General features: G+C 67.1%; 22 protein-coding genes. 6 read left to right on the plus strand and 16 right to left on the minus strand.

Annotated features, from left to right (window positions below; genetic code table 11):
* Window positions 1-78: 78 nt before the first annotated feature.
* The 4 genes from ABZX02_RS16015 to ABZX02_RS16030 all read left to right on the plus strand — a co-directional run bounded on the left by ABZX02_RS16015 (window position 79) and on the right by ABZX02_RS16030 (window position 2,762).
* Complete coding sequence (locus ABZX02_RS16015) at window positions 79-756, plus strand: polysaccharide lyase family 7 protein (protein ID WP_355298750.1); 678 nt, start codon at window positions 79-81, stop codon at window positions 754-756.
* A 15-nt stretch (window positions 757-771) separates the two neighbouring features.
* Window positions 772-1,707: an asparaginase gene (locus ABZX02_RS16020; RefSeq protein WP_355298752.1), complete on the plus strand. Its 936-nt coding sequence runs from the start codon at window positions 772-774 to the stop codon at window positions 1,705-1,707.
* 61 nt (window positions 1,708-1,768) lie between these two features.
* The gene (locus tag ABZX02_RS16025; protein ID WP_355298754.1) at window positions 1,769-2,614 is read left to right on the plus strand and encodes a helix-turn-helix transcriptional regulator; all 846 of its coding nucleotides are present in this window, start codon (window positions 1,769-1,771) and stop codon (window positions 2,612-2,614) included.
* Entirely contained in the window at window positions 2,589-2,762 is a 174-nt protein-coding gene (locus ABZX02_RS16030) for a DUF397 domain-containing protein (RefSeq protein WP_355298756.1), read from the plus strand. The genes ABZX02_RS16025 and ABZX02_RS16030 overlap by 26 nt, the downstream gene beginning before the upstream one ends.
* Here the strand turns inward: ABZX02_RS16030 and ABZX02_RS16035 are convergent.
* The 10 genes from ABZX02_RS16035 to ABZX02_RS16080 all read right to left on the minus strand — a co-directional run bounded on the left by ABZX02_RS16035 (window position 2,749) and on the right by ABZX02_RS16080 (window position 12,870).
* A complete protein-coding gene (locus ABZX02_RS16035) occupies window positions 2,749-3,294 on the minus strand; it encodes a radical SAM protein (protein WP_355298758.1) in 546 nt (181 codons plus the stop codon). The genes ABZX02_RS16030 and ABZX02_RS16035 overlap by 14 nt on opposite strands.
* A gap of 72 nt (window positions 3,295-3,366) precedes the next feature.
* Window positions 3,367-4,011, minus strand: a complete 645-nt coding sequence (locus tag ABZX02_RS16040) for a response regulator transcription factor (RefSeq protein ID WP_355298759.1) — start codon at window positions 4,009-4,011, stop codon at window positions 3,367-3,369.
* On the minus strand, window positions 4,008-5,819 hold the full coding sequence (locus ABZX02_RS16045) for an ATP-binding protein (RefSeq protein WP_355298761.1): 1,812 nt from the start codon (window positions 5,817-5,819) through the stop codon (window positions 4,008-4,010). The genes ABZX02_RS16040 and ABZX02_RS16045 overlap by 4 nt, the downstream gene beginning before the upstream one ends.
* Window positions 5,820-5,860: 41 nt before the next feature.
* On the minus strand, window positions 5,861-6,133 hold the full coding sequence (locus ABZX02_RS16050) for a hypothetical protein (RefSeq protein ID WP_355298763.1): 273 nt from the start codon (window positions 6,131-6,133) through the stop codon (window positions 5,861-5,863).
* A gap of 74 nt (window positions 6,134-6,207) precedes the next feature.
* Window positions 6,208-7,200, minus strand: a complete 993-nt coding sequence (locus tag ABZX02_RS16055) for a zinc-dependent alcohol dehydrogenase family protein (protein ID WP_355298765.1) — start codon at window positions 7,198-7,200, stop codon at window positions 6,208-6,210.
* A complete protein-coding gene (locus ABZX02_RS16060; RefSeq protein WP_355298767.1) occupies window positions 7,197-8,012 on the minus strand; it encodes a carbohydrate ABC transporter permease in 816 nt (271 codons plus the stop codon). The genes ABZX02_RS16055 and ABZX02_RS16060 overlap by 4 nt, the downstream gene beginning before the upstream one ends.
* The gene (locus ABZX02_RS16065) at window positions 8,009-8,941 is read right to left on the minus strand and encodes a sugar ABC transporter permease (RefSeq protein WP_355298768.1); all 933 of its coding nucleotides are present in this window, start codon (window positions 8,939-8,941) and stop codon (window positions 8,009-8,011) included. Before ABZX02_RS16065 ends, ABZX02_RS16060 begins: the two co-directional genes overlap by 4 nt.
* A gap of 1 nt (window position 8,942) precedes the next feature.
* Entirely contained in the window at window positions 8,943-10,241 is a 1,299-nt protein-coding gene (locus ABZX02_RS16070) for a sugar ABC transporter substrate-binding protein (RefSeq protein ID WP_355298769.1), read from the minus strand.
* A 111-nt stretch (window positions 10,242-10,352) separates the two neighbouring features.
* Window positions 10,353-11,114, minus strand: coding sequence for a DeoR/GlpR family DNA-binding transcription regulator (locus ABZX02_RS16075; RefSeq protein WP_355298771.1), 762 nt, complete (start codon window positions 11,112-11,114; stop codon window positions 10,353-10,355).
* A gap of 274 nt (window positions 11,115-11,388) precedes the next feature.
* Window positions 11,389-12,870, minus strand: coding sequence for a glycoside hydrolase family 13 protein (locus tag ABZX02_RS16080; RefSeq protein ID WP_355298773.1), 1,482 nt, complete (start codon window positions 12,868-12,870; stop codon window positions 11,389-11,391).
* Window positions 12,871-12,965: 95 nt separating this feature from the next.
* Between ABZX02_RS16080 and ABZX02_RS16085 the strand changes: the two genes are divergently transcribed.
* Window positions 12,966-14,159 (plus strand): RNA-guided endonuclease TnpB family protein, encoded by a 1,194-nt coding sequence (locus tag ABZX02_RS16085; protein WP_355298775.1) that lies wholly within the window; start codon window positions 12,966-12,968, stop codon window positions 14,157-14,159.
* Window positions 14,160-14,204: 45 nt separating this feature from the next.
* On the opposite strand, the gene ABZX02_RS16090 is transcribed toward ABZX02_RS16085, so the two are convergent.
* From ABZX02_RS16090 to ABZX02_RS16115, 6 genes are all read right to left on the minus strand, one after another.
* On the minus strand, window positions 14,205-15,038 hold the full coding sequence (locus tag ABZX02_RS16090) for a carbohydrate ABC transporter permease (protein ID WP_355298777.1): 834 nt from the start codon (window positions 15,036-15,038) through the stop codon (window positions 14,205-14,207).
* Window positions 15,035-15,892 carry a sugar ABC transporter permease gene (locus ABZX02_RS16095; protein WP_355298779.1) on the minus strand — a complete coding sequence of 286 codons (858 nt, stop codon included), beginning with the start codon at window positions 15,890-15,892 and terminating at the stop codon, window positions 15,035-15,037. Before ABZX02_RS16095 ends, ABZX02_RS16090 begins: the two co-directional genes overlap by 4 nt.
* Window positions 15,893-17,230: an extracellular solute-binding protein gene (locus tag ABZX02_RS16100; protein ID WP_355298781.1), complete on the minus strand. Its 1,338-nt coding sequence runs from the start codon at window positions 17,228-17,230 to the stop codon at window positions 15,893-15,895.
* A 109-nt stretch (window positions 17,231-17,339) separates the two neighbouring features.
* Entirely contained in the window at window positions 17,340-18,323 is a 984-nt protein-coding gene (locus tag ABZX02_RS16105; protein ID WP_355298783.1) for a substrate-binding domain-containing protein, read from the minus strand.
* A gap of 296 nt (window positions 18,324-18,619) precedes the next feature.
* Window positions 18,620-19,765 (minus strand): hypothetical protein, encoded by a 1,146-nt coding sequence (locus ABZX02_RS16110; protein ID WP_355298785.1) that lies wholly within the window; start codon window positions 19,763-19,765, stop codon window positions 18,620-18,622.
* Window positions 19,766-19,855: 90 nt separating this feature from the next.
* Window positions 19,856-20,662, minus strand: coding sequence for an FCD domain-containing protein (locus ABZX02_RS16115; RefSeq protein WP_355298787.1), 807 nt, complete (start codon window positions 20,660-20,662; stop codon window positions 19,856-19,858).
* A 157-nt stretch (window positions 20,663-20,819) separates the two neighbouring features.
* On the opposite strand from ABZX02_RS16115, the gene ABZX02_RS16120 reads away from it, so the two are divergent.
* A complete protein-coding gene (locus tag ABZX02_RS16120) occupies window positions 20,820-20,972 on the plus strand; it encodes a hypothetical protein (protein ID WP_355298789.1) in 153 nt (50 codons plus the stop codon).
* Window positions 20,973-21,105 lie beyond the last annotated feature (133 nt).

Here is a 21,105-nt window from a genome sequence, read left to right on the forward strand (position 1 = left end):
TTCGGACAAGTGTTGATTCCCTCCGCCCTCGACCCCAAAGTGGTACAGACCACTTATCGAAGGTCGGAGGGATTCACCGTGGAAACCCCTGCACTCCACACACGACGCTCCGTGCTCGCCCTCGCGCTGACCGCACCCCTGCTCGTGGCCCCGGCGGCTCAGGCCCTCGCTCAGCCGCCGTCCGCCCAGTGGGTCAGCGCCCCGTACACCTACACCGTCCAGAAGCCCTACAACCTCGCCACCAGCGCGAGGTACAAGTTCGAGGGCGGCGTCCACACCATGTGGGTGTACGACTACGACCAGCCGCACACCCAGGGCAGCCCCACGGATCCGCGCACCGAGCTCCGCTTCAACCAGGAGTACTCGAGCGGGTCGCGCGCCTGGGAGGGCGAGATCTACATCCCGGCCGGCGTCAGCGGCCCGACGGTCGTGCAGATCCTGCGCGGCAGCCGGCCGAGCGGCACCCGCGCCACCGACGTGATGCTCAACGTCGCCAACATCAACGGCGGCACCCTGCGCAAGGACAGCAATCAGGTCGTCGCGACGGGCATTTACAACAAGTGGTTCAAGATTCGTGTCGAACACACCGCCGTCGCGGGCGGCAGGGGCACCGTGAAGACCTATTACAACGGCGCCCTGAAACTGACGCACCAGGACGAAGGCCCGGCCACGCGCTACTTCAAGAACGGCGTCTACCACCACGGCAGCGGCCGCGCGGAGGCCCGTTTCCGCAACATCACGTACTGGCGCCAGTGACCCTAGAGTGAGCCCATGAGCTCACAGGTGGCGGTGGCATCGCTCGGCGGCACGATCACGATGACGGGCTCCGGTGCGGTGTCACCGACCCTGGGCGCACGCGACCTCGTCCAGGGCCTCGAAGTCGGCGAGATCGCCACCCTCGCCACGATCCCCGGCGCCTCGCTCACCTTCGCCACCCTCCTCGAAGCCTTCGACTGGGCGAACGAGCAGGTGTCGAACGGCGCGAGTGGCGTCGTGGTCGTCCAGGGCACCGACACCCTCGAAGAGACCGCGTACTTCTTCGACTGCCTGTGGCCGCACGAGGAACCGGTCGTCGTCACCGGCGCCATGCGCCACCCGGGACTCTCCGGCGCGGACGGCCCCGCGAGCCTCGCCGCCGCCGTCTCCGTCGCCGCGGCGCAGAACTCACGCGGTCGCGGCGCGCTGCTCGTGCTGAACGACGAGGTCCACGCCGCCAGGTGGGTCAGGAAGTCCCACAGCAGCTTGATGAACGCCTTCCAGTCCTACCCCGGCCCCCTCGGCCTGGTCGTCGAGGGCACCCCGCGTTACTTCCACCCGGCGCACCGGCTGCCGGCGTTGCCCAGACCCCTCGACACGCCACCGGTTCCACTCGTCGAGGCCACTGTGGACGATGACGGCGCGATCCTCGACTGGCTCGACGTCAAGGGGGTCGTGGTCGCGGCGACGGGCGTGGGCCACGTGTCGGAGGGCATGGCCGAGGCGATCTCCCGGGCCCGGTTCCCCGTCGTGGTGGCGTCGCGGACGGGCGCGGGGACGACGTTCGAGGGCACGTACGGGTTCGTCGGGTCCGAGTCGGACCTGATCAAGCGCGGCGTGGTGATGGCGGGCTGGCTGTGTCCCCGCAAGGCGCGCGTGCTGCTGCGTCTCGCCCTCGGCACTATGCAGCCTATCGGGGACGTTTTCGCTGCTCGGGGCGGTGTTTTCTAGCTCATTTTCACCCGAATGAGCCAGTGGCATGGACCGAATCCAAGCCATACCGTCGTTGGGCATGACCGCGATCATGTCCACCCCGTACAGCCGGGATCTCGGTGACGAGCTACGCCACCTCAGGGAGACGTCCACGCAGTTCAACGGCCGCGCGATGGCCGTTCAACTGGGGTGGGACCCGAGCAAGGTGTCCGACATCGAGCTCGGCAAGGTGCGGGCGAGCGAGGTCGACCTCGTGCAGTACCTCGCGACGTGCGGCAAGAACATCGAGTTCGCCAACGAGTTCCGCAGCCGCTACTACAACGCCTTCGACCTCTTCTTCGCCCAGCTGCCGGACAACCTGCGCACGCTCGCGATGATGGAGGCGATGGCGACCAAGATCGTCTCGTTCGACATCCTGACGGTGCACGGCCTGTTGCAGACGGAGTCCTACGCGCGCGAGCTATTCGTGGACAGCCAGATCGAGCTCCCGGAGGACATCGAGAAGTTCGTCCAGGCGCGCATCGAACGGCAGGCGGTCCTGAGGCGGCGCAACCGCCCCGAATGCACCTTCTACCTCCACGAACTCGCGTTGCGGATGCGGCTGGGTGACGCCGCGCTGCGCGAAGACCAGTACCTGCGTCTGCTCTTCAACACTCACATCCTCCGGATCGTGCCGGCCCACCTCGCCCAATTCCGCTCCGCCGTCACGCTGTACGAGTTCGGGAAGGCGGCTCCGGTCGTCTACAGCGACTCCGACACGGCGGAGGTGTACGCGCAGAGCAGCCTCGTGGTCGCGCGCACCAGGAGGCTCTTCGAACGCCTGGATGCCGTCGCGTTGGATGCGGAACAATCGAAGCGATTGCTGGCGGACTACGTCAGCGGACTTCGAGAGGATCCTCATGTCGGCCGAACGGACTTGGCATAAGAGCAGCTACAGCAGCGGTGGCAGCGGCAGCAGTTGCGTCGAGGTGTCGGCGTCCCACGACGTCCTCGTCCGCGACACGAAGAACGCGAGCGACGACGTACTCGCGTTCTCCACCTCTGCCTGGCGCGCCCTGCTCAACTCGCTCTGACCACCGACGTGTCGGCGGTCTCCACGGTCACCCGCACGGTCTGAGGTGCGAGCGACTGCAGGTACTGCGCGTGGTCCGAGCCGATCGTGTCGCTGAACGCGATGAACGCCAGCCGGGGCATCTCGAACGCCGTCGTGGCGCAGAAGTCCTCCAGCCGGTCGAACCCGCGCCGGATGCCGGTGGCGTCGAGCCCGAACACCGCGTGCCGGTCCAGCTTCGCGGCGCCGATGTCCAGCAGGTGCAACGCGTGCATGGCGTGCGTGAACGCCATCGCGCACACCTCGATGCGCGAGCACGACAGCAGCAATGTCCGCACCATCGACGGGTGCAGCGACTTGCCGGACGTGCGCAGGACGACGTCGATGCCGGCGGCGCGGAACAGTTCGACGATCTCGAACAGGCCGGGCACGCCGAGCGGTTCGCCGCCGCCCAGGGTGACGGTCTCGGGGCGCATCGAGATGAGCGCCTTGGCGATGTGCAGCATTCGGTCGTGGCTGAGCCGCGCGTGTGCGACGTCCCAGGTGATGTCCATCGGGCCCCCTTCGGCGGATACGCCGATCCAAACGAAGGAGGTGTCCCGCCGTCAGGTGACTGGTGTCCCGATCTACGAGGGACTTCCGAGTCCCGCCTCGCGAGCACGCACGATGGCCTGCGCGCGGTCGGCCACCTGGAGCTTGGTGAAGATCGCCGAGACGCGGTTGCGGACGGTCTTGCCCGACAGCGAGAGCCGGTGCGCGATGGACGGGTTGTCGAGGCCGGACGCCATCAGCTCCAGCACGTCCCGTTCGCGGTCGGTGAGCTGCGGGAACAGCACGGCCTTGGTGGACGAGATCGCGGTGAAGTAGCCCATCATCCGCTGGGCGATGGTGGCGCTGAAGATCGCCTCGCCGGCTCCTATCGCCTGCACGGCGCGGACGATCTCGTCGTCGTCGGTCGTCTTGACCAGGTAGCCGCGGGCACCGGCCTTCATCGCCGCGAACACGAGTTCGTCGTCCTCGTGCATGGTCAGCACGAGGACACCGACGGACGGCAGCACGTCCAAGATCTGCTTCGCCGCCTCCACACCGCCGAGCACGGGCATGTGCAGGTCCATCACGACGACGTCCGGTTCGAGGTCCAGGACGACGCGCACGGCCTCCTGCCCGTCGGCGGCGTCGCCCACGACGGAGATGCCGTCCTCGCCGTCCAGCAACGCCTTCAGCCCGCGCCGGAACACCGGGTGGTCGTCCGCGATGACAACGCGCGTCACTGGGCCTCCAACGGGATCCGCGCCACCACCCTGGTGCCGTGTGGTTCCGCGGGTCCCACTGTGCACGATCCACCCAGCTCCGCGCACCGTTCACGCATCGAGTCGAGACCTACGCCCGGCTTGGAACCGGCGGCGACACCACGTCCGTCGTCCACGATCTCCACGACCAGGTCGCCGTCGGCCCGCACGGTGATCGCGCAGGTCGACGCGCCGGAGTGGCGTGCGGTGTTGGTTAGCGCCTCCGCCACGATCCGGTAGGCCGCGACCTCGACCGCGGCGGACAGCCCGTCGATCTGCTCGGCCTCGACCCGCACGTCCAGCTCACCGGCGAACCGCGCGGCCTCGTCGCGCACGGCCAGCGCCAGGCCCTGGTCGAGGATCGGCGGCCGCAGCCCGTCCACGAGGCTGCGCACCTCGACGGCGGTCGAGTCCACGTCGGCGAGCACGGGGTCGAGCGCGTCGCCCATCGAGCGCCGCAACGCCTTGAGCTGCAACCGGATCCCGACCAGCGCCGGACCGACGCCGTCGTGCAGGTCGCGGCGAAGCCGCAGCCGTTCCTCCTCGCGCGCCCGCACGAGCCGTTCGCGGGCGAGCTGCAGATCGGCGGTCAGCTTGATGGACTGTGCCGCTGGGGCCGTCGAACGGGCGAGGTCGACGAGCAGGCTCAGCTCGCGGTCGGTCAGCCGTTCGTCGGGGGCGCGCGGTTCGACGACGAGGTCGCCGACGGCGGAACCCCGGTACGTCATGGGAAAGCGCAACTGCGGCCACCCGCGACTACGTCCGTGCTCGGCCAGCACCGACCCACCGCGGATGGCGACGTACGGCAGTTTCAACGACTCGGCGACTGTGGCGGCCACGGTCGGAAGCACGTCCTGCGACCGTTCGAGCTTCTCGCTCAACAACGACAACGCGGCATAAGGATCGGAACGCTGGCCGTAGAGCCACAGGTCGAGCCTGCGCTGCAACCAGGAGCGGATCGGCGCGAACGCCAGTCCCGCCGCCACAACGCCGATCACCTCGGTGTCGTCCGTCAGCAACTCACCCGCGCCGACCATCACGCCGAGGTAGACCAACAGCAAGACGACCGTCAACGAGCCGTAGAGCAACGACCGGTGGATGAGCAGGCTGATGTCGTATAGGCCGTACCGCACGATGGCGATGACCGCAGCAGCAGGAAACGCCAGCACACCGACGATCCACGCGATGTGGCCGTCCGTCGTCTCCACGACCGTCGCCACGCCGGCCAGCGTCAGCAGCGCGAACGCCCACACGAGCAACCGGCGTTCGTCCCCCTCGGCCCTCCGCCACCGCAGGGCGAGCGACACCACGGCCGCGAGCACCGAGATCCCGGCCGCGAGCACGGCGACGAGCGTGATCGTCTTCGCGAACCCGCCGCCTTCGCTCATCCAGAACGACGCGGGATCGCCCCACGACGCCCACGCGATGCCGATGGTGCCGAAGACAGCACTGAACAACGACGCACCGATAGCGACCCACCAGCGGTTGCTCAACGGCTTGCCGTTCGGGAACACGAGTGCCACGGCGGGCAACAGCGCGTACGTGGGCCACCAGACCCATGCCTCGACCCAACGGGCCGGGTGGTCTTCCGGCTGCCCCGCAGCCGCGACGGCGATGCCGCCGAACACGCCCATGACGAGCAGCAGCCACCCGACGGGTGACCTGCGGACGTGGCCGATCACCCGCACGCCGAGCAGGGTGCAGGCGAACGCGACGAGCCAGTTCCGCGGATGGGAGACGGCGCCGGTGACCGCGGTGTGCACGACGGCGTAGAGCACACACACGGCCACCAACGCACCAATGACGCGGGCGAGGGTGACCTCGCGCCGCGTCAGTCGCTGAGCCAGTGCCACAGGTTGTGGAACGGAGAACCGGCGTCCTGGGTCGTGAGGCCTCCCGGCCAGCCCTGGAACGTCATGATCCGCTGGCGCAGCACTTCGACCGTGACCGGCTGGGCCGGCTGGTGGGCGTGGTCGAAATCGACGTCCCCAGGCGGCGCGTTCATCGCGCGCGCCTGAAGCTCCGCGTACCAGGCGAGGAGCTCTTCGTCGGACATGTGGGAGAAGTACGGCGGTACTTCGACGTTCTGCCGGGACTTCGACATGTCCGGAAAGAGTCGCGGGCACTCGTCTGGATACACGAGTGCCCGCGAACTTCTGAGAACTTTCTCGGATCAGGTCACGGCAGGACCTGGATCTTGCGGCCCACACCTGCCTTGAACTGGTCCAACGCCCCTGCGTAGTCGTCCAGCGGCACCCGGTCACTGATGAAGATCTCGGGGTCCAGTACTCCGGTCGCGAACAGGTCCGCCGCCCGTTCGAACGAGTGCAGCACCGCCATCGAGCCGGTGATGGTGATCTCCTGGTTGTAGATCTTGTACGGCTCGATGGTCACGCGGGCGGAGTAGTCCGAGACGCCGAACTGGAGGAACGTGCCCCCCTTGGCGACCCGGTTGATGCCGTCCTGGATGGCCTTCTCGTTGCCGGTGGCGTCGATGACGACGTCCCAGCCCTGCGGCCGGTCCAGTTCGTCCGCCGACGTCGCGACGCCCGTGACGCCGAGCTGCACGGCGGTCTTGAGGCGCTCCTCGTTGAGGTCCACGACCTCGATCGACGACGCGCCGGTCAGCTTGCCGAGCTGCAACATCATCAGGCCCATCGTGCCCGAGCCGTAGATCAGCACCCGCTGCGCCATCTTCGACCGCAGCAGCACGTCGTAGCCGCGCACCGCGCACGACAGCGGCTCGATCAGCGCCGCGTCCTCGAGCCGCACGTGGTCGGGCAGCTTCACACAGTTCGCGACAGGAGCCACCGCGAACTCCGCCGCGCCACCGGCCGTCGTGACGCCGATGGCGGCCCAGCGCTCGCAGAGGTTGTTCATGCCGTTGCGGCACATCCGGCACTCGTAGCAGTAGAGCGACGGGTCGACGGCGACGCGGTCGCCGACCTTGACCTCGTTCACCTGCGACCCGATCTCGACGATCGTGCCCGCGAACTCGTGACCGGGCACGACCGGCAGGGTGGGAGCGAACTCGCCCTGCAGGATGTGCAGGTCCGTGCCGCACAACCCGCAGGCCGCCACCTTGACGACGACCTCGCGCGGACCGCACGTGGGGTCGTCCACAGTGGTCACTTCGACGGACCCGACGCCGGTGATCACTGCTGCTTTCACTTGACCGCTCCCAACGAAAGGCCCTGGACGAGCTTGTCCTGGGCGGCGAACCCGGCGATGAGCACCGGCAGAGACACCACGACCGCGGCCGCGCACACCTTGGCCAGGAACAGGCCCTGGGAGGTGACGAACCCGGTGAGGTACACGGGGGCGGTGCCGGCGACGACACCGGTCAGCACCCGTGCGAAGAGCAATTCGTTCCAGCTGAAGATGAAGCAGATCAACGCCGTCGCCGCGATGCCCGGCATGGCGATCGGGGCGACCACCCGGCGCAGGATCGTGAGCAGCCCGGCGCCGTCGATCGAGGCCGCCTCGAGGATCTCCTTGGGGACCTCGGACAGGAACGACCGCATGAGCCACACCGCGATCGGCAGGTTCATCGAGCAGTACAGCAGCGTGAGGAACGAGATGTTGTCGAGCATCCCGGAGAACTGCGCGATCAGGTAGATCGGCAGCAGCGCCGCGACGACCGGCATCATCTTGGTGGAGAGGAAGAAGAACAGGACGTCCGTCCACTTCTCCACCGGCTTGATCGACAACGCGTACGCGGCCGGGATCGCCAGCAGCAGCACGATGATCGTCGATCCGATCGAGGCGCTGAACGAGTTGATCAGCGGCGGCCACGCCCCCGAGTCGAAGAACTCCGCGTAGCCGTCGAACGTGATCGGCGCGAGCAGCGACGGCGGGTTCGTCGCCGCGTCCGACTCGCTGTGCAGCGACGTCAGGAACATCCACGCCACCGGCGCGAAGAAGACGATGCCCGCGAGCCAGGCGAGCACACCCCAGCCGTGTTTGACCAATCGGGCGGTCATCGCTTCTCCTCCTTGAACAGCGAGGACACCGTGCGCAACGCGAAGGTCGCGATGATGATCGACCCCGCCACCACGATGACGCCGGCCGCGGAGGCCTCGCCGTACTCGTGGGCCTGGTAGAAGGTCTGGTAGATCATGTACGGCAGGTTCGCCGTGCCCAGACCGCCGGACGTGATCGTGAAGACCGCGTCGAAGTTCTGCACGATGTAGATCGACCCGAGCAGCCCACCGAGCTCCAGGTACTGGCGCAGGTGCGGGAAGGTCAGGTACTTGAAGATCTGGAACGACGACGCGCCGTCGATCGTGGCCGCCTCGACGGGTTCGATCGGCTTGGACTGCAGGCCCGCCAGCAGGATCAGCATCATGAACGGCGTCCACTGCCACACCAGCGACAGCACGACCGCGGTCATCGGCATGTTCGAGATCCAGTCCGGCTGGGCGTCGAAGCCCAGCCAGTTCAGGATGCCGTTGAACAGGCCGTACTCCGGGTTGTAGAGCACGTGCTTCCAGATCAGCGCCGCCGCCACCGGGACCACGAGGAACGGCGCGATCAGCAGGGTGCGGACGAACCCGCGACCCGCGAACTTCTTGTCCAGCAGCAGCGCGAGCCCCAGCCCGAGAACCAGGCTGATGATCACGACCGACGCGGTGAGCACGATCGTGTTGACCACCGAGGACCGCAGGTCCGGGTCGGTGAACACGTTGACGTAGTTGTCGAACCCGGCGAACCCGCGGTTGGTGGGGTCGAGCGAGTTCCACTTCATGAACGAGATGACGAGCGTCGCCACGAACGGCAGCTGCGTCACGATGATCAGGAAGATGAGCGCGGGCAGCAGGGGTGCCCGCCGAGCCCACTTCGAGTAGTTCTTCCGGGGGACCGGGGGCGGCCGGTTGTCCACCGGCCGCTCCTCACGAGTCAGGACTGCCATGTCACTGTCCCTTGTACTTCGCCGCGACCTTCTCGGCGAGTCCCTGACCGTTGTCCAGAGCCTGGTCCACCGTCACCGCACCCGCGATCGCGGAGCTGATCTGCTGCGACACCTGGGTGCCGAGGTCGGTGAACTCGGGGATGCCGACGAACTGGATGCCGGGCGCCGGACGTTCCTGCACACCGGGGTTGAGCGGCTTCGCGCTCTTGATCGCGGCCTCGGCCATCGCGGAGAAGCTGCCGGAGGACTGCTTGTACTCGGCGCGCTGGTAGGTCGAGGAACGCTTGCCGTCGGGGAGCTTGCTCCAGCCGAGGTTCTTGCCGACGAGCTCCTCGTAGCCCTTGCCGGACGCCCACGAGATGAACTTCCAGGCGTTGTCCTGCTTCTTCGACGCCTTCTGGATGCCGAACGCCCAGGTGTAGAGCCAGCCGGAGCTGTCGGTCTTCACGACCGGCGCCTGGGTGAAGCCGAGCTTGCCCTTGATGGGGGAGTCGGCGGCTTCCAGCAGACCGGCGGCGACCGTGGCGTCGTACCACATCGCGACCTTGCCCTGCGTCATGTTGTTGAGGCACTCAGCGAAGCCGGCCTGCGGGGCGCCGTTCTCACCGTAGTTGCGGACGAGGTCCACGTAGAACTTGGTGGCCTCCTTGAACTCCGGCGCGTTGACCTGCGCCTGCCAGTCCTTGGTGAACCACGTGCCGCCGAAGGTGTTCACGACCGTCGTGAGCGGCGCCATGACCTGGCCCCAGCCCGGCTGGCCGCGCAGGCAGATGCCGCGGACCTCGGGCGTCGCGACCTTCTGCGCCGCCTCGGCGACCTGCTGCCAGGTCGGCTTCTCGGGCAGCGTCACGCCCTTGGCCTCGAAGATGTCCTTGCGGTACATGAGGAACGACGACTCGCCGTAGAACGGCTGCGCGTAGACCTTGCCGTCCGCGGCGGTCAGCGACTGGCGGATCGGCTCCAGGATGTCGGCCTGGTCGAAGCCGCTGTCCTTGGACACGAAGTCGTCCATCGGCGCGAGCCAGCCGTTCTTGGCGTACATCGGCGTCTCGTAGTTGGAGATCGTCGCGACGTCGTACTGCCCGGCCTGGCTGGAGAAGTCCTGGCTGATCTTGTCGCGGACGTCGTTCTCGGGCAGCACGGTGAAGTTCACCTTGATGCCCGTCTCCTTGGTGAAGTTGTCCGCGGTGAGCTTCTGCAGGTCCTGCATCTGCGGGTTGTTCACCATCAGGACGTTCAGCGAGTTCTCACCACCGCCCCCACCACCTGCGCCGGAGCAGGCGGAAGCCAGTAGCAACACAGCGGTAGCGGCTCCGAGTGTGCGAATCGACGACATCGTCGGTTCCTTTCAAGGGTTTTTGGGCGCGCTGAAGACGGGGGATGTGATCGCGCCCAAAGGGTGAGGGCGGGGTCAGGCTCTGATGACCTTGGGGCCTAGCAACGTGTAGCGGTGGGCCTCGTGCGTGGTGAGGCCCGAGTCGGTGACGACGGCCTCCAGATCGGAGACCTCGGCGAACCGGTGGAAGCTGGAGACGCCGAACTTGGTGTGCGTCCCGACGAAGATCTTCCGCCGGGAAGCGCTGAGCGCCTTGGCCTTCACCGCGCCGACCGCCGGGTCGGGCGTGGTCAGACCGTGCTCGCGGGAGATGCCGTTCGCGCCGATGTAGGCGAGGTCGATCACCATCTCGCCGAGCATCCTCGTGGTCCAGTGGTCCACAGTGGCCAGTGTGTGGCCCCTGACGCGCCCGCCCAGCAGCAGGACGGTGCACGACGGGTGCTCGGACATCGCCGCCGCGGTCGGCAGTGACGCGGTGATGATCGTGAGCGGGTTGGTCGTGGGCAGCGCCTCCGCGACGAGCTGCGGCGTGTAGCCCTCGTCGATGAAGACGGTCTCGGCGTCGTCGAGCCGTTCGGCGGCCGCCTTCGCGATCCGCCGCTTCTCCGGGACGTGGGACCCGGCGCGGAACCGGAGCCCTGTCTCGAAGCCGGCGCTCTCGACCGGGACACCGCCACCGTGCGTGCGCCGCACCAGGCCGTGCTCGTCGAGCACGCGCAGGTCGCGCCTGACCGTTTCGGGCGCGACGCGCAGCTCCTGCGCCATCTCCACCACGTCGACGCGGCCGTCGGCGCGGGCCCTGGCCAGGATGCGCCGTTTGCGTTCCTCGGCTCGCATGTCACCTGCCCACTCGGCTCTTGGGTTGCCCGTTCGGGCCGTGCATAGATGAAACACCCTTGAAACACTGTGGTCGCCACCACAACTGGCTGAGATCCTGCCCGATTTTCGCCCGGCTCGCACTGCGTGACGAGGTGTTCACGCAGGTCGACCCGACCGGGCATGCCCGATTCGGTGTGCTTGTCTGCCCGCTTTGCTCCCATCTGGGCAGAAACGAAGGAGCGGTTGTGGTCACCTTTCGACCACAACCGCTCCGGTACCTGTCGGTTCGTCGTTACCTCAGCCAGGCCGCCGCGTCCGCCGGCAGCCGGCCGTCCTCCAGCGGGATGCTTGACAACGTTGGCACGCCCGGCAGGTCGATCGGCGCGTCCGAGAGGTTGACGATGCAGGTGTGCTCGCCCCGCTTGAACGCGAGCACGTTCTCACCGAGGTCGAGCCACTCCAGGTCCCCGTCGACGCCGCGCCGCAGCGCGAACACCTGCCGGTACAGGGCGAGCATCGATTCAGGGTCGTCCGTCTGGGCCGCGACCGAGAAGTCCTGCCAGTTCTCGGGCTGCGGCAACCAGCTCGGACCGTCCTGCGTGGACCAGGGGAGCGGCACGCGGCAGCCGTCGCGACCCCGGTCGGTGAACCCGGAGCGGTGCCACACCGGGTCCTCGCGCAGCTCGTCCGGCAGGTCCTCGACCTCCCAGAGCCCCAGTTCCTCGCCCTGGTAGACGTAGACGCCGCCGGGCAGCGCCGCGGTGAGCATGATCGCCGCCCGTGCCCGCCTCGTGCCCAGTTCGAAGTCGGTCGGGGCGCCGTGCTGCCGGTCGGCGAAGGAGAAACCCGTCTTCTCGCGGCCGTAGCGGGTCACGTGCCGCGTGACGTCGTGGTTGGACAGCACCCAGGTCGGGGGTGCGCCAACGGGTTCGTGCGCGGCCAGCGTGCTGTCGACGACCTTCCTGAGCTCCTGCGCGTTCCAGGGGCAGCACAGGAAGTCGAAGTTGAACGCGCTGTGCATCTCGTCCTGGCGCAGGTACCGCGCGAACCGCTCCGGGTCCGGCAGCCACATCTCGCCGACGAGGATGCGGTCGCCGTCGTACTCGTCGACGATCTCGCGCCAGCGGCGGTAGATGTCGTGCACGCCGTCCTGGTCGGAGTACGGCAGGTCGGCGTTCGGGCGGCTGAAGTCCTTGACCAGGCCGTCGGCCACGTCGATGCGGAAGCCGTCGACACCCCGGTCGAGCCAGAACCGCAGGATGTCCTCGAACTCGTCGTGGACGACCTGGTTCTCCCAGTTGAAGTCCGGCTGCTCGGCCGCGTAGAGGTGCAGGTACCAGCGCCCGTCCTCCAGCCTGCTCCACGCCGGCCCGCCGAAGCGCGACTGCCAGTCGTTCGGGAGCTCGTCGCCCTCGCGGATGTGGAAGCGGTCCCACAGCCCGTCCTTGAACCACGGGTGCTGGTCGCTGCAGTGGTTCGGGACGAGGTCGATGATGATCCGGATGCCCAGGCCGTGCGCGTCCGCGATGAGCTTCTCGGCGTCGGCGAGCGACCCGAACACCGGCTCGATGTCGCGGTAGTCCGCCACGTCGTAACCGCCGTCGGCGAGAGGGCTCGGGTACCACGGGTTCAGCCAGATCGCGTCGAAGCCGAGGCTCGCGATGTGCTGGAGGTTGGCGCGCAGCCCGGCGATGTCGCCGATGCCGTCTCCGTTGCCGTCGGCGAAGCTGCGCAGGTAGACCTGGTAGATGGATGCGTTGCGCCACCAACTCATCTGGTGTCCTCCGTCAGTCGTGCCGCAGTCAGTGCGACGCGGTGTTCGCGACCCGGGCGGGCAGGGTCACGCCCGGTACCGGTAATTTTTGAGCTGTGAACGGGCAGGTGAGGCGGGCTTTTCGGTACCGCTTCTATCCGACCAAGGCGCAGGCAGCAGAGCTGTCGCGCACGTTCGGATGTGTCCGCAAGGTGTACAACCTGGCGTTGCAGGCCCGGACCGAAGCCTGGAAGCAGTACGGGGAGAGGGTTGGCTACGAAGCGACGTCGGCACTGCTGACGGCGTGGAAGCGCACTGATCACCTGGCCTTTCTGCGTGAGGTGTCGTCGGTGCCGCTGCAGCAGGCGTTGCGGCATCTGCAGAACGCGTTCACCCGTTTCTTCATCGGAAGCGCGCGATATCCGCGTTTCAAGTCGCTGAAGAAGTCGCGCGCCTCGGCCGAGTACACGCGGTCGGCGTTCCGATGGCACGACGGCCGGTTGAGCCTGGCGAAGATGGCCGAGCCGTTGGACATCCGCTGGTCGCGACCGCTGCCTGAGAGAGCAACGCCGTCGACGGTGACCGTCTCGCGGGACAAGGCCGGCCGCTGGTTCGTGTCCCTGTTTTGTGAAGACTCTGGTGTTCAGCCGTTGCCTGCCACCAAAGCGGTGGTGGGCATCGATGCCGGACTCGACCACCTGCTTGTCCTGTCGACCGGCGAGAAGATCGGCAACCCCAGGCACGAACGCCGGGACCGGCAACGGCTGGCCAAAGCCCAGCGAGCGTTGTGTCGCAAGCAGAACGGCAGCAGCAACCGGGACAAGGCCCGCGTCAAGGGCGCCCGTGTCCATGCTCGGATCAGCGACCGGCGTGCGGACTACCTGCACAAGATCAGCACTCGGCTCGTGCGTGAGAACCAAACGCTCGTGATCGAGGATCTGGCTGTGTCGAACATGGTTCGCAACCGCCGTCTGGCCCGAGCGATCAGTGATGCGGGCTGGCGGCAGTTCCGGCACCAACTGGAGTACAAGGCGCAGTGGTACGGGCGGGAGGTGATCACCGTGGACCGCTGGTTCCCGTCGTCCAAGCTGTGCTCGATCTGCGGTGCGCTCGCGGCGGAGATGCCGCTGCACACGCGAGTGTGGACCTGTGTCTGTGGTGCGACCCATGACCGGGACGTGAACGCGGCACGCAACATCCTGGCCGCCGGGCTGGCGGTGACAGTCTGTGGAGTCGGTGTAAGACCTCAACGGAATCCTCCGGGCAGGCAGTCGGCGACGAAGCAGAAAACCCTTCGGCGTGAGCTGTAGGAATTCCCTTCGGTCACGAGGGGGAGGAAGTCAACTGGTGTCCTTTCACCCTTTTACGCCGCCCGCGGTGAGCCCCGCGAGGATGTGCCGCTGGAACGCCAGGAAGAGCGCCACCATCGGCAGGCTCGCCAGCACGAGGCCCGCGAGCAGGAGGTTGATCGGTGTGTCCGGTGCGAAGCGTTGAAGCGCAACGCTGAGCGTCTGCTTCGCCGGATCTGGGAACACGAGCAGCGGCCAGATGAAGTCCTTCCACGCCGCCACGACCGCGAAGATCGACACGACGGCGAGGATGGGGCGGGAGATCGGCAGCACGACGCGGACGAGGGTCGTCCACGTGCTCGCGCCGTCGATCCTGGCCGCTTCGAGGAGCTCTTCCGGGATCTGGTCGAAGAAGCGCTTGAGCAGGTAGACGTTCAGCGCGTTCGCCGCGGCCGGCAACCAGATGCCCGCCGGGTTGTTCAGCAGGTCGAGGTCGGTGAGCGTGAGGTAGACGGGGACCAGCACGGCCGTCGAGGGCAACATGAGCGTCGCCAGCATGAGGCCCATGATCGCGTTGCCGAACAGCGGCCGGAGCTTGGACAGGGCGTAGGCCGCAGGCACGATCACGGCCATCTGCACGGCCCACGCGCCGATCGCGACGACGAGCGTGTTGACGAAGAACTTGCCGAGCTCCATGTAGTTCCAGGCCTCGACGTACGCGCCCGGTTCCCAGGTCTGCGGCAGGATGGTCGGTGGTTGCTGGGCGAGCTCGGCCGGCGGTTTGAACGCGCCGAGCAGCACCCAGACGAGCGGTAGCAGGAACGCCGCGGTGAACAGGACGAGCGTGCCCGTGAGGACGACCCAGTAGAGCGGGCCGGTGCCCCTGGTGAGAGTCCTCATGCGTCGGCCTTCTTCGTGATCTTGAGGTAGAGGAAGGAGAAGACGCCCAGCACCGCGAAGAGGATCAGGCTCAGCGCGCTCGCGGTGCCGAAGTCGTTGTAGTAGAAGGCGTACCGGTAGAGCAGGAGCAGCACGGTGACCGTGGACTCCTCCGGTCCGCCGCCGGTCATGATGAACGGCTCGGTGAAGATCTGCATGGTCGCGACGACCTGCAGCAGCAACAGCATGAGGATCACGAACTTGGTCTGCGGGATCGTGATGTGCCAGACCTTCTTGACGATCCCGGCGCCGTCCAGGTCCGCCGCCTCGTACAGCTCACCGGGGATGGTCTGCAGCGCCGCCAGGTAGATCAGCGTCGCGCTGCCCATGTTCGCCCACGTGATCACCAGGACGAGGCTGATCATGCTGGTGCTGCTGGAGTCGAGCCACTGGGACGTCGGCAGCCCGAGTCCTCTGAGGACGGAGTTGAACAGGCCGGGTCCCGGGTCGTAGAACCACTTCCACAGCAGGGCCGTCACGACCGGCGGCAACATCACCGGCAGGTAGACCAGCAGGCGGAAGTACCCCTTGGCGTGGCGCAGCTCGTTCAGCACCACGGCCGTCAGGAACGGGACGCCGAAACCGATGACGAGAGCCAGAACCGTGAAGTAGAGCGTGTTGCGCCACGCCACCCCGAACAGCGGGTCCGCGAAGAGCCGCTCGAAGTTCTCCCAGCCCACCCAGTCGGGGCTCGTGACGAAGTTGACCTGCTGGAAACTCAGGACCACCCCGCGCACGATGGGCCACCAGGAGAAGATCGCGAAGACGACCAGCGCGAGGCTGAGGAAGCCGTACGCGGTGACGTGGCGCCGCACCTACTTCACCTGCGCCAGAACAGCGTTGACCTTGGTCTCCGCGTCCTTGAGCAGAGCCGCGTGGTCCGCGTCCTTGTTGGTCAGCGTCGCCTGCACGACGCTGTCGAGGATCGCGTAGACCTGCTGCGCCTGCGGCGGTTCGAGCGAGCCCTTGGTCTTCTCCGAACCGTCCACGTAGGCCTGGAAGTTCTTGACCGGCATGGTGGCGTACTTGGCCTTCAGGTCTTCCTGCTTCTTGCGCGGCTCACCGGTCCAGATGTCGGCGATCGGCGGGATCGGCAGGCCGACGGGCTGACCGCGGTCCTTGTACTTCTGCAGGTTGCCCTCGAGCCGGTCCGGGTTCAGGTACTTCCACTGGATCCACTTGAGGCCGGCCTTGATCTTGTCCGGCGTGGCCTTCGGGTTGATCATGTACCCCTCGCCGCCGAGCAGGGTGCCCTTCTGGTCCGGGATCGCGGCCAGGCCGTAGTCGTCGTACTTGCCCTTGAACTGGTTGACGATCGCGGCGACGTTGTCCGGCGCGGCCAGGTACATGCCGAGCTGACCGGCGCCCATCATGTTCTGCACGTCGCCGATCTCCAGGAGCTGCTTCTCGCCCATGGAGTTGTCGTCCCAGCGCATCTCCTTGAGCCTGCGCAGGACTTCCTTGCCCTTGTCGTTGTTGAAGTCGGCGACGTACTTGTCGCCGTCCTTCTTCGCGATGTCACCGCCGACGGACTTCATCCACGTGGTGAAGTGCCAGCCGCCCTGGTTGCTCTTGCTGTACTCGGCGAACCCGGTGACACCGGCGTCCTTGAGCTTCTTGGCGGCGGTCCGGACGTCGTCCCACGTCTTCGGCGGGTTGTCGGGGTCGAGGCCCGCCTTGGTGAAGTTGGTGCGGCTGTAGAGCAGGCCCATCGTGTAGTTGGCCGTCGGCAGCCCGTAGACCTTGCCGTCGACCGTGAAGACGTCCTTGAGCTCCTGCTTGATGTCGCCGTAGAACGGCACGTCCTTGACGTAGTCCGTCAGGTCGGCGGCCTGCTTGCGCGCGATGAGCGCCGCGGGGTCGGTGAAGTAGACGTAGAAGACGTCCTCCAGCTGCCCGCCGGCGAGTTTGGCGCTGAACGTCTTCGGGTCCATGAACCCCTCGTGCGGCACGAGGTCGATGTCCGGGTTCGCCGCCTCGAACTCGGCGACGTCCTCGTCGAACACCTTGCGGTCGAACGCCTGCGTCTGCGGCGGCTGACCGTTGATGTTGATCTGGACCTTGCCGCCCGGCTCGGTCGTGGAACCGCTCCCACAGCCGACGGTGCTTAGCGCCAGGACACCGCCAATCAGCACGGCAGCGGACTTCTTCATGGTGGGGCCGCCCTTCTCGCGAGCGCGTCGATGTGACGGCGACCATAAGTCCCCGTTACATCTGAACGCAATATCCAGACGAAAACTCGCAAGAAGTTGACTTCGTTCGTTACCTCACCGGCGCGCTGGACGCCCGCACCACCAACTCCGGCTCGAACAGCAACTCGTCCGGCGCCACGGCGTTCCCGGAGATCTGGTTGGCCAGCAACTCGACCGCAGCCCTCCCCATCGCCTCAATCGGCTGCCTCACAGTCGTCAGCGGCGGATCAGTGCAGGTCATGAACGCGGAGTCGTCGTACCCGATGATCGACACGTCCTTCGGCACGTCGAGACCCGCGCGCCTGACCGCTCGAATCGCCCCCAACGCCAGGGGGTCGCTGGCGCAGATGATCGCCGTAACGCCGCGCTGCACGAGCTTCGTGGCCGCCGCCTGCCCGCCTTCCAGGCTGAACATGGCGTGCTCGACATCGGCGCCACCGCACTTGTCGATGGCGACCTGCTTGCGCTGGCTCGGCACGTGGTCCGGCGGCCCGAGCACGGCCCCGATCCGCCGGTGCCCCAGCGACGTGAGGTGTCCGTACGCCTGCTCCACCGCCACCGAGTCGTCGCACGACACCCGCGGGAACGCCAGATCGTCTATCGCGGCGTTGACCAGCACCGCAGGCAGTTTGCGGGACATCATCTGCTGGTAGTGCCCGTGACTGGCGTCCTTCTGCGCGTACAGCCCGCCGGCGAACACGATCCCGCTGACGTGCTGCTCGAGCAGCAGCTCCAGGTACTCCGCCTCCGTCACGCCACCAGCGGTCCGCGTGCACAGCACGGGCGTGAAACCCCTTTGCGCGAGCGCGTTGCCCACGACGTCCGCGAACGCGGGGAAGATCGGGTTCTGCAACTCGGGCAACACGAGCCCGACCAGCCGGGCCCGTTCACCCCGCAGCTGCGTCGGCCTCTCGTAACCCAGCACGTCAAGTGCCGTGAGCACGGCACTCCTGGTGGCGTCCGAGACGCCTGGCTTGCCGTTCAGCACCCGGCTGACGGTGGCCTCGCTGACCCCGACCTTGGCCGCGACCTCGGCCAGCCTCCGTTGCGTCATGGCGCAAGTGTACGCAATTTCTTGCGTCCGCTTGCAAGCGCGCCACTTCGGGCCTTTCGGCCTCACCCGCCCGGTCGACGCTTTGTGGCTCACGCGCACCTACCCTCGAACTGCCGCCTCGACCCAGGAGGAGATCTCGATGACCCCTGAGCAGAGTCCGGTCGCGCCGGCGCCGAGCGTTCCGCCGTCACCGGAGCAACGCGCGCCCGGCAGTCGGCCTGTCAGTCAGGTCGACTGGTTCCGCAGTGCTCCGACGGGAGGCACGGTCTACGTGTCCCCCTGACTGCCGACGCGGATCAGTCGCGCGTCTCCCGCCACAGCAGTGCGATGCCGTGACCGGGGAGCACCCACGAGCGGACGTAGAGGTCGCTCAGGTCCTCGGCGCTCAGCCACTGCGCGGGCAGCGTGTTCGAGCGGAACGTGAACGGCATGACGCTGAACTCCTGCTCGGGAGCGTGGTCCACGGCGAGGCGCCGCACGTCGAAGGTGATCCGTTCCACGTAGGACGGATAGGGGGACTGCCAGTAGCAGAAGCCGTCGCTGGTGCTCTGGACCGTGCGCGAGTTGATCGTCAGCCCGCAGATCGCCCGCACCACGTGGTCGTCGGCTATGTCGCTCAGGTCGCACTCGAAGATGCGGAGGTCACCCGCGTGAGAGTGCTGGCTCAACTTCGGCAGCGCGCCCATGGCCTCCCGGAAGAACGTCAGGTAGTTGGCCCACTCGTTGAACCGCACCTCCACGGGAGGGATCTGGCTCGGTTCCGCCGATCGCCGGTTGTTGTCGTGGTCGATGTAGTCGATCGCGATCTGCGTCGAGTGCAGCATCTCGTCGACCGAGTCGAGGAACTGCGACTGGTCGGGCACGAAGTAGAGCTCGAACAACGGATAGCGGCAGGCGGCGCTGATCGTGTCGCGCAGCAGCACGCTGCTCGTCACGAAGAGCACGAAGCGGTCGACCGGCACGGTGTGGCGGAACTGGTAGCTCTGCGTCGTGATCAGGTGGTAGGCCGCGCTGTCGATGCCTTCCAGCTCCAGTTTCACCGTGGTGTTCGTGCTGATCGTGAGGTCGCCGCCGCGCGGGTTGACCCCCTCGCCGCCCAGCAGGCCGGACACGACGTCCTGGTTCGCGTCGTTGGCACCGTAGATCGATGACAGGAACGTTCTGAGCACCTCGCTCGGCAGCAGGTGCGCGAGGATGCTCGGCCCGGAGATCAAACCGATCTCGGCGACCAGGCGGCGGTGCAGGAAGAGCTCGTAGCCACCGATGACCAGGGCGACGAGCAGGGGAAACGGCCACGCCACGAACAGCACCTGGTGCAGCAACTGGCCAGTGGGGGAGGACGGGTGCCACAGCAGCACGGCGGCCAGATCGGCAGTGGCGGCGACCAGGAAGCCGGCTGCGATGGCGACGGCCCGCCAACGCCTGCGGGGTTGTGCCGTCACCACTCGTTGCCCGCCCCCTCACTCCACCACCTGACATACATGGTGGGAGTGATGAGGGATCCGCGCCAGGGCCTTTCGGCGGACGCCGTATCAGCGGCGCCGCTCGTCCTGTTGCCACATGGGGTCGTCGTCGAAACCGACGAACGTGCTGAGTGTCGCCCGTTCGTGGGGCTCGTCATTCGCGAGGTCGTTGTACAGCCCCAGCAGATGCGTGGTCAGCGTGCTCTTCACACCGAGTTCGTCGCGCCTGCGCAGGAACCAGACCACCTGTTCGTGGTCGTTCGCCGACCTGTTGTGCACTTCGCGTGAGGGCTGGGCGTGCCGCCTGCAGTCGCGCAGGCCCGGGACCAGTGCCTGGTACATCTGCACCAGCAGTTCGTTGTGCGACGCGCGGACCAGTGCCTGGTGGAACTCCTCGTCGGATTCCAGCACCTCCTGGGTGTCGTCCACGGCGGCGCGCTGGTAGCGGCGGCTCAGCTTCGCCAACTCGTCCAGCTCGCCGTCGTCCGCGCGGGCGGCGGCGAGACTCGCGGCGGTGATCTCGAGCGCGATCCGCGCCTCCAGCAGGTCGGTCTGGGAGAACTGCCGTGCGGCGAGCCTTCCTTCCAGGTGCTCGTCGACCGCCGAGAGGTCTGTGCGCCGGACGTACCAGCCGAGGCCGCGGCGCACCTCCACGATGCCCTGCAGCTGCAGTCGCTGCAGGGCGGTGCGAAGGGAGGAGCGTGCGACATCCAGCTTCTCGGCGAGCACGGGCTCGGTGGGGAGGCGGTCGCCTGCCTTGAACGTCTTGCCGACGATCAACTCCCGGAGCTTCTGCTCGATGAGTTCGGGGAGGGGCCGTCGCGAATCGGGCGAGAGCGACCAGCTCTCGCCGAGATGGACGTCGTCGGCGGGCATTGGTCCAGCGTAGGCCTCTTGCAGTCTGGTTGCAACTTGTCTGGCAACCCGTCGACCGTTGACAGACAACCTACAACCGGCCAGACTTTCAGCATGGCGATGCGCCTGGACCGCCCACATCCAGGAACACGCACTCGCCTAGTCGGGAGGAAGAACCATGTCTGCAGGGAGCTCACTAGGAATCGCCGCCGCCGTTGCTGTCGCCGTCACCGCCATCGGCTGGCGCACCGTGCTGACGATGATCGCCGTGTCGGTCGTCGCGCTCGCCGTCGTCGGCTTCGTCAACGTCACGAGCATCATGTTCGGCTAGCCGCCGCCCAGGGGGAGGCCGTTGCCCGTGCTGCTGGGAATACCAACTAGCACGGGCAACGGCATTTTGGGGGTGGCACCTGTCACAGTGACTGTGGTAACCGCTAGGCTCTCGCGCCATCAGCAAGGCGCCA

Origin of the sequence: Lentzea sp. NPDC003310 (assembly GCF_040610935.1) — a bacterium.
In the GTDB taxonomy this organism is placed as follows: domain Bacteria; phylum Actinomycetota; class Actinomycetes; order Mycobacteriales; family Pseudonocardiaceae; genus Lentzea.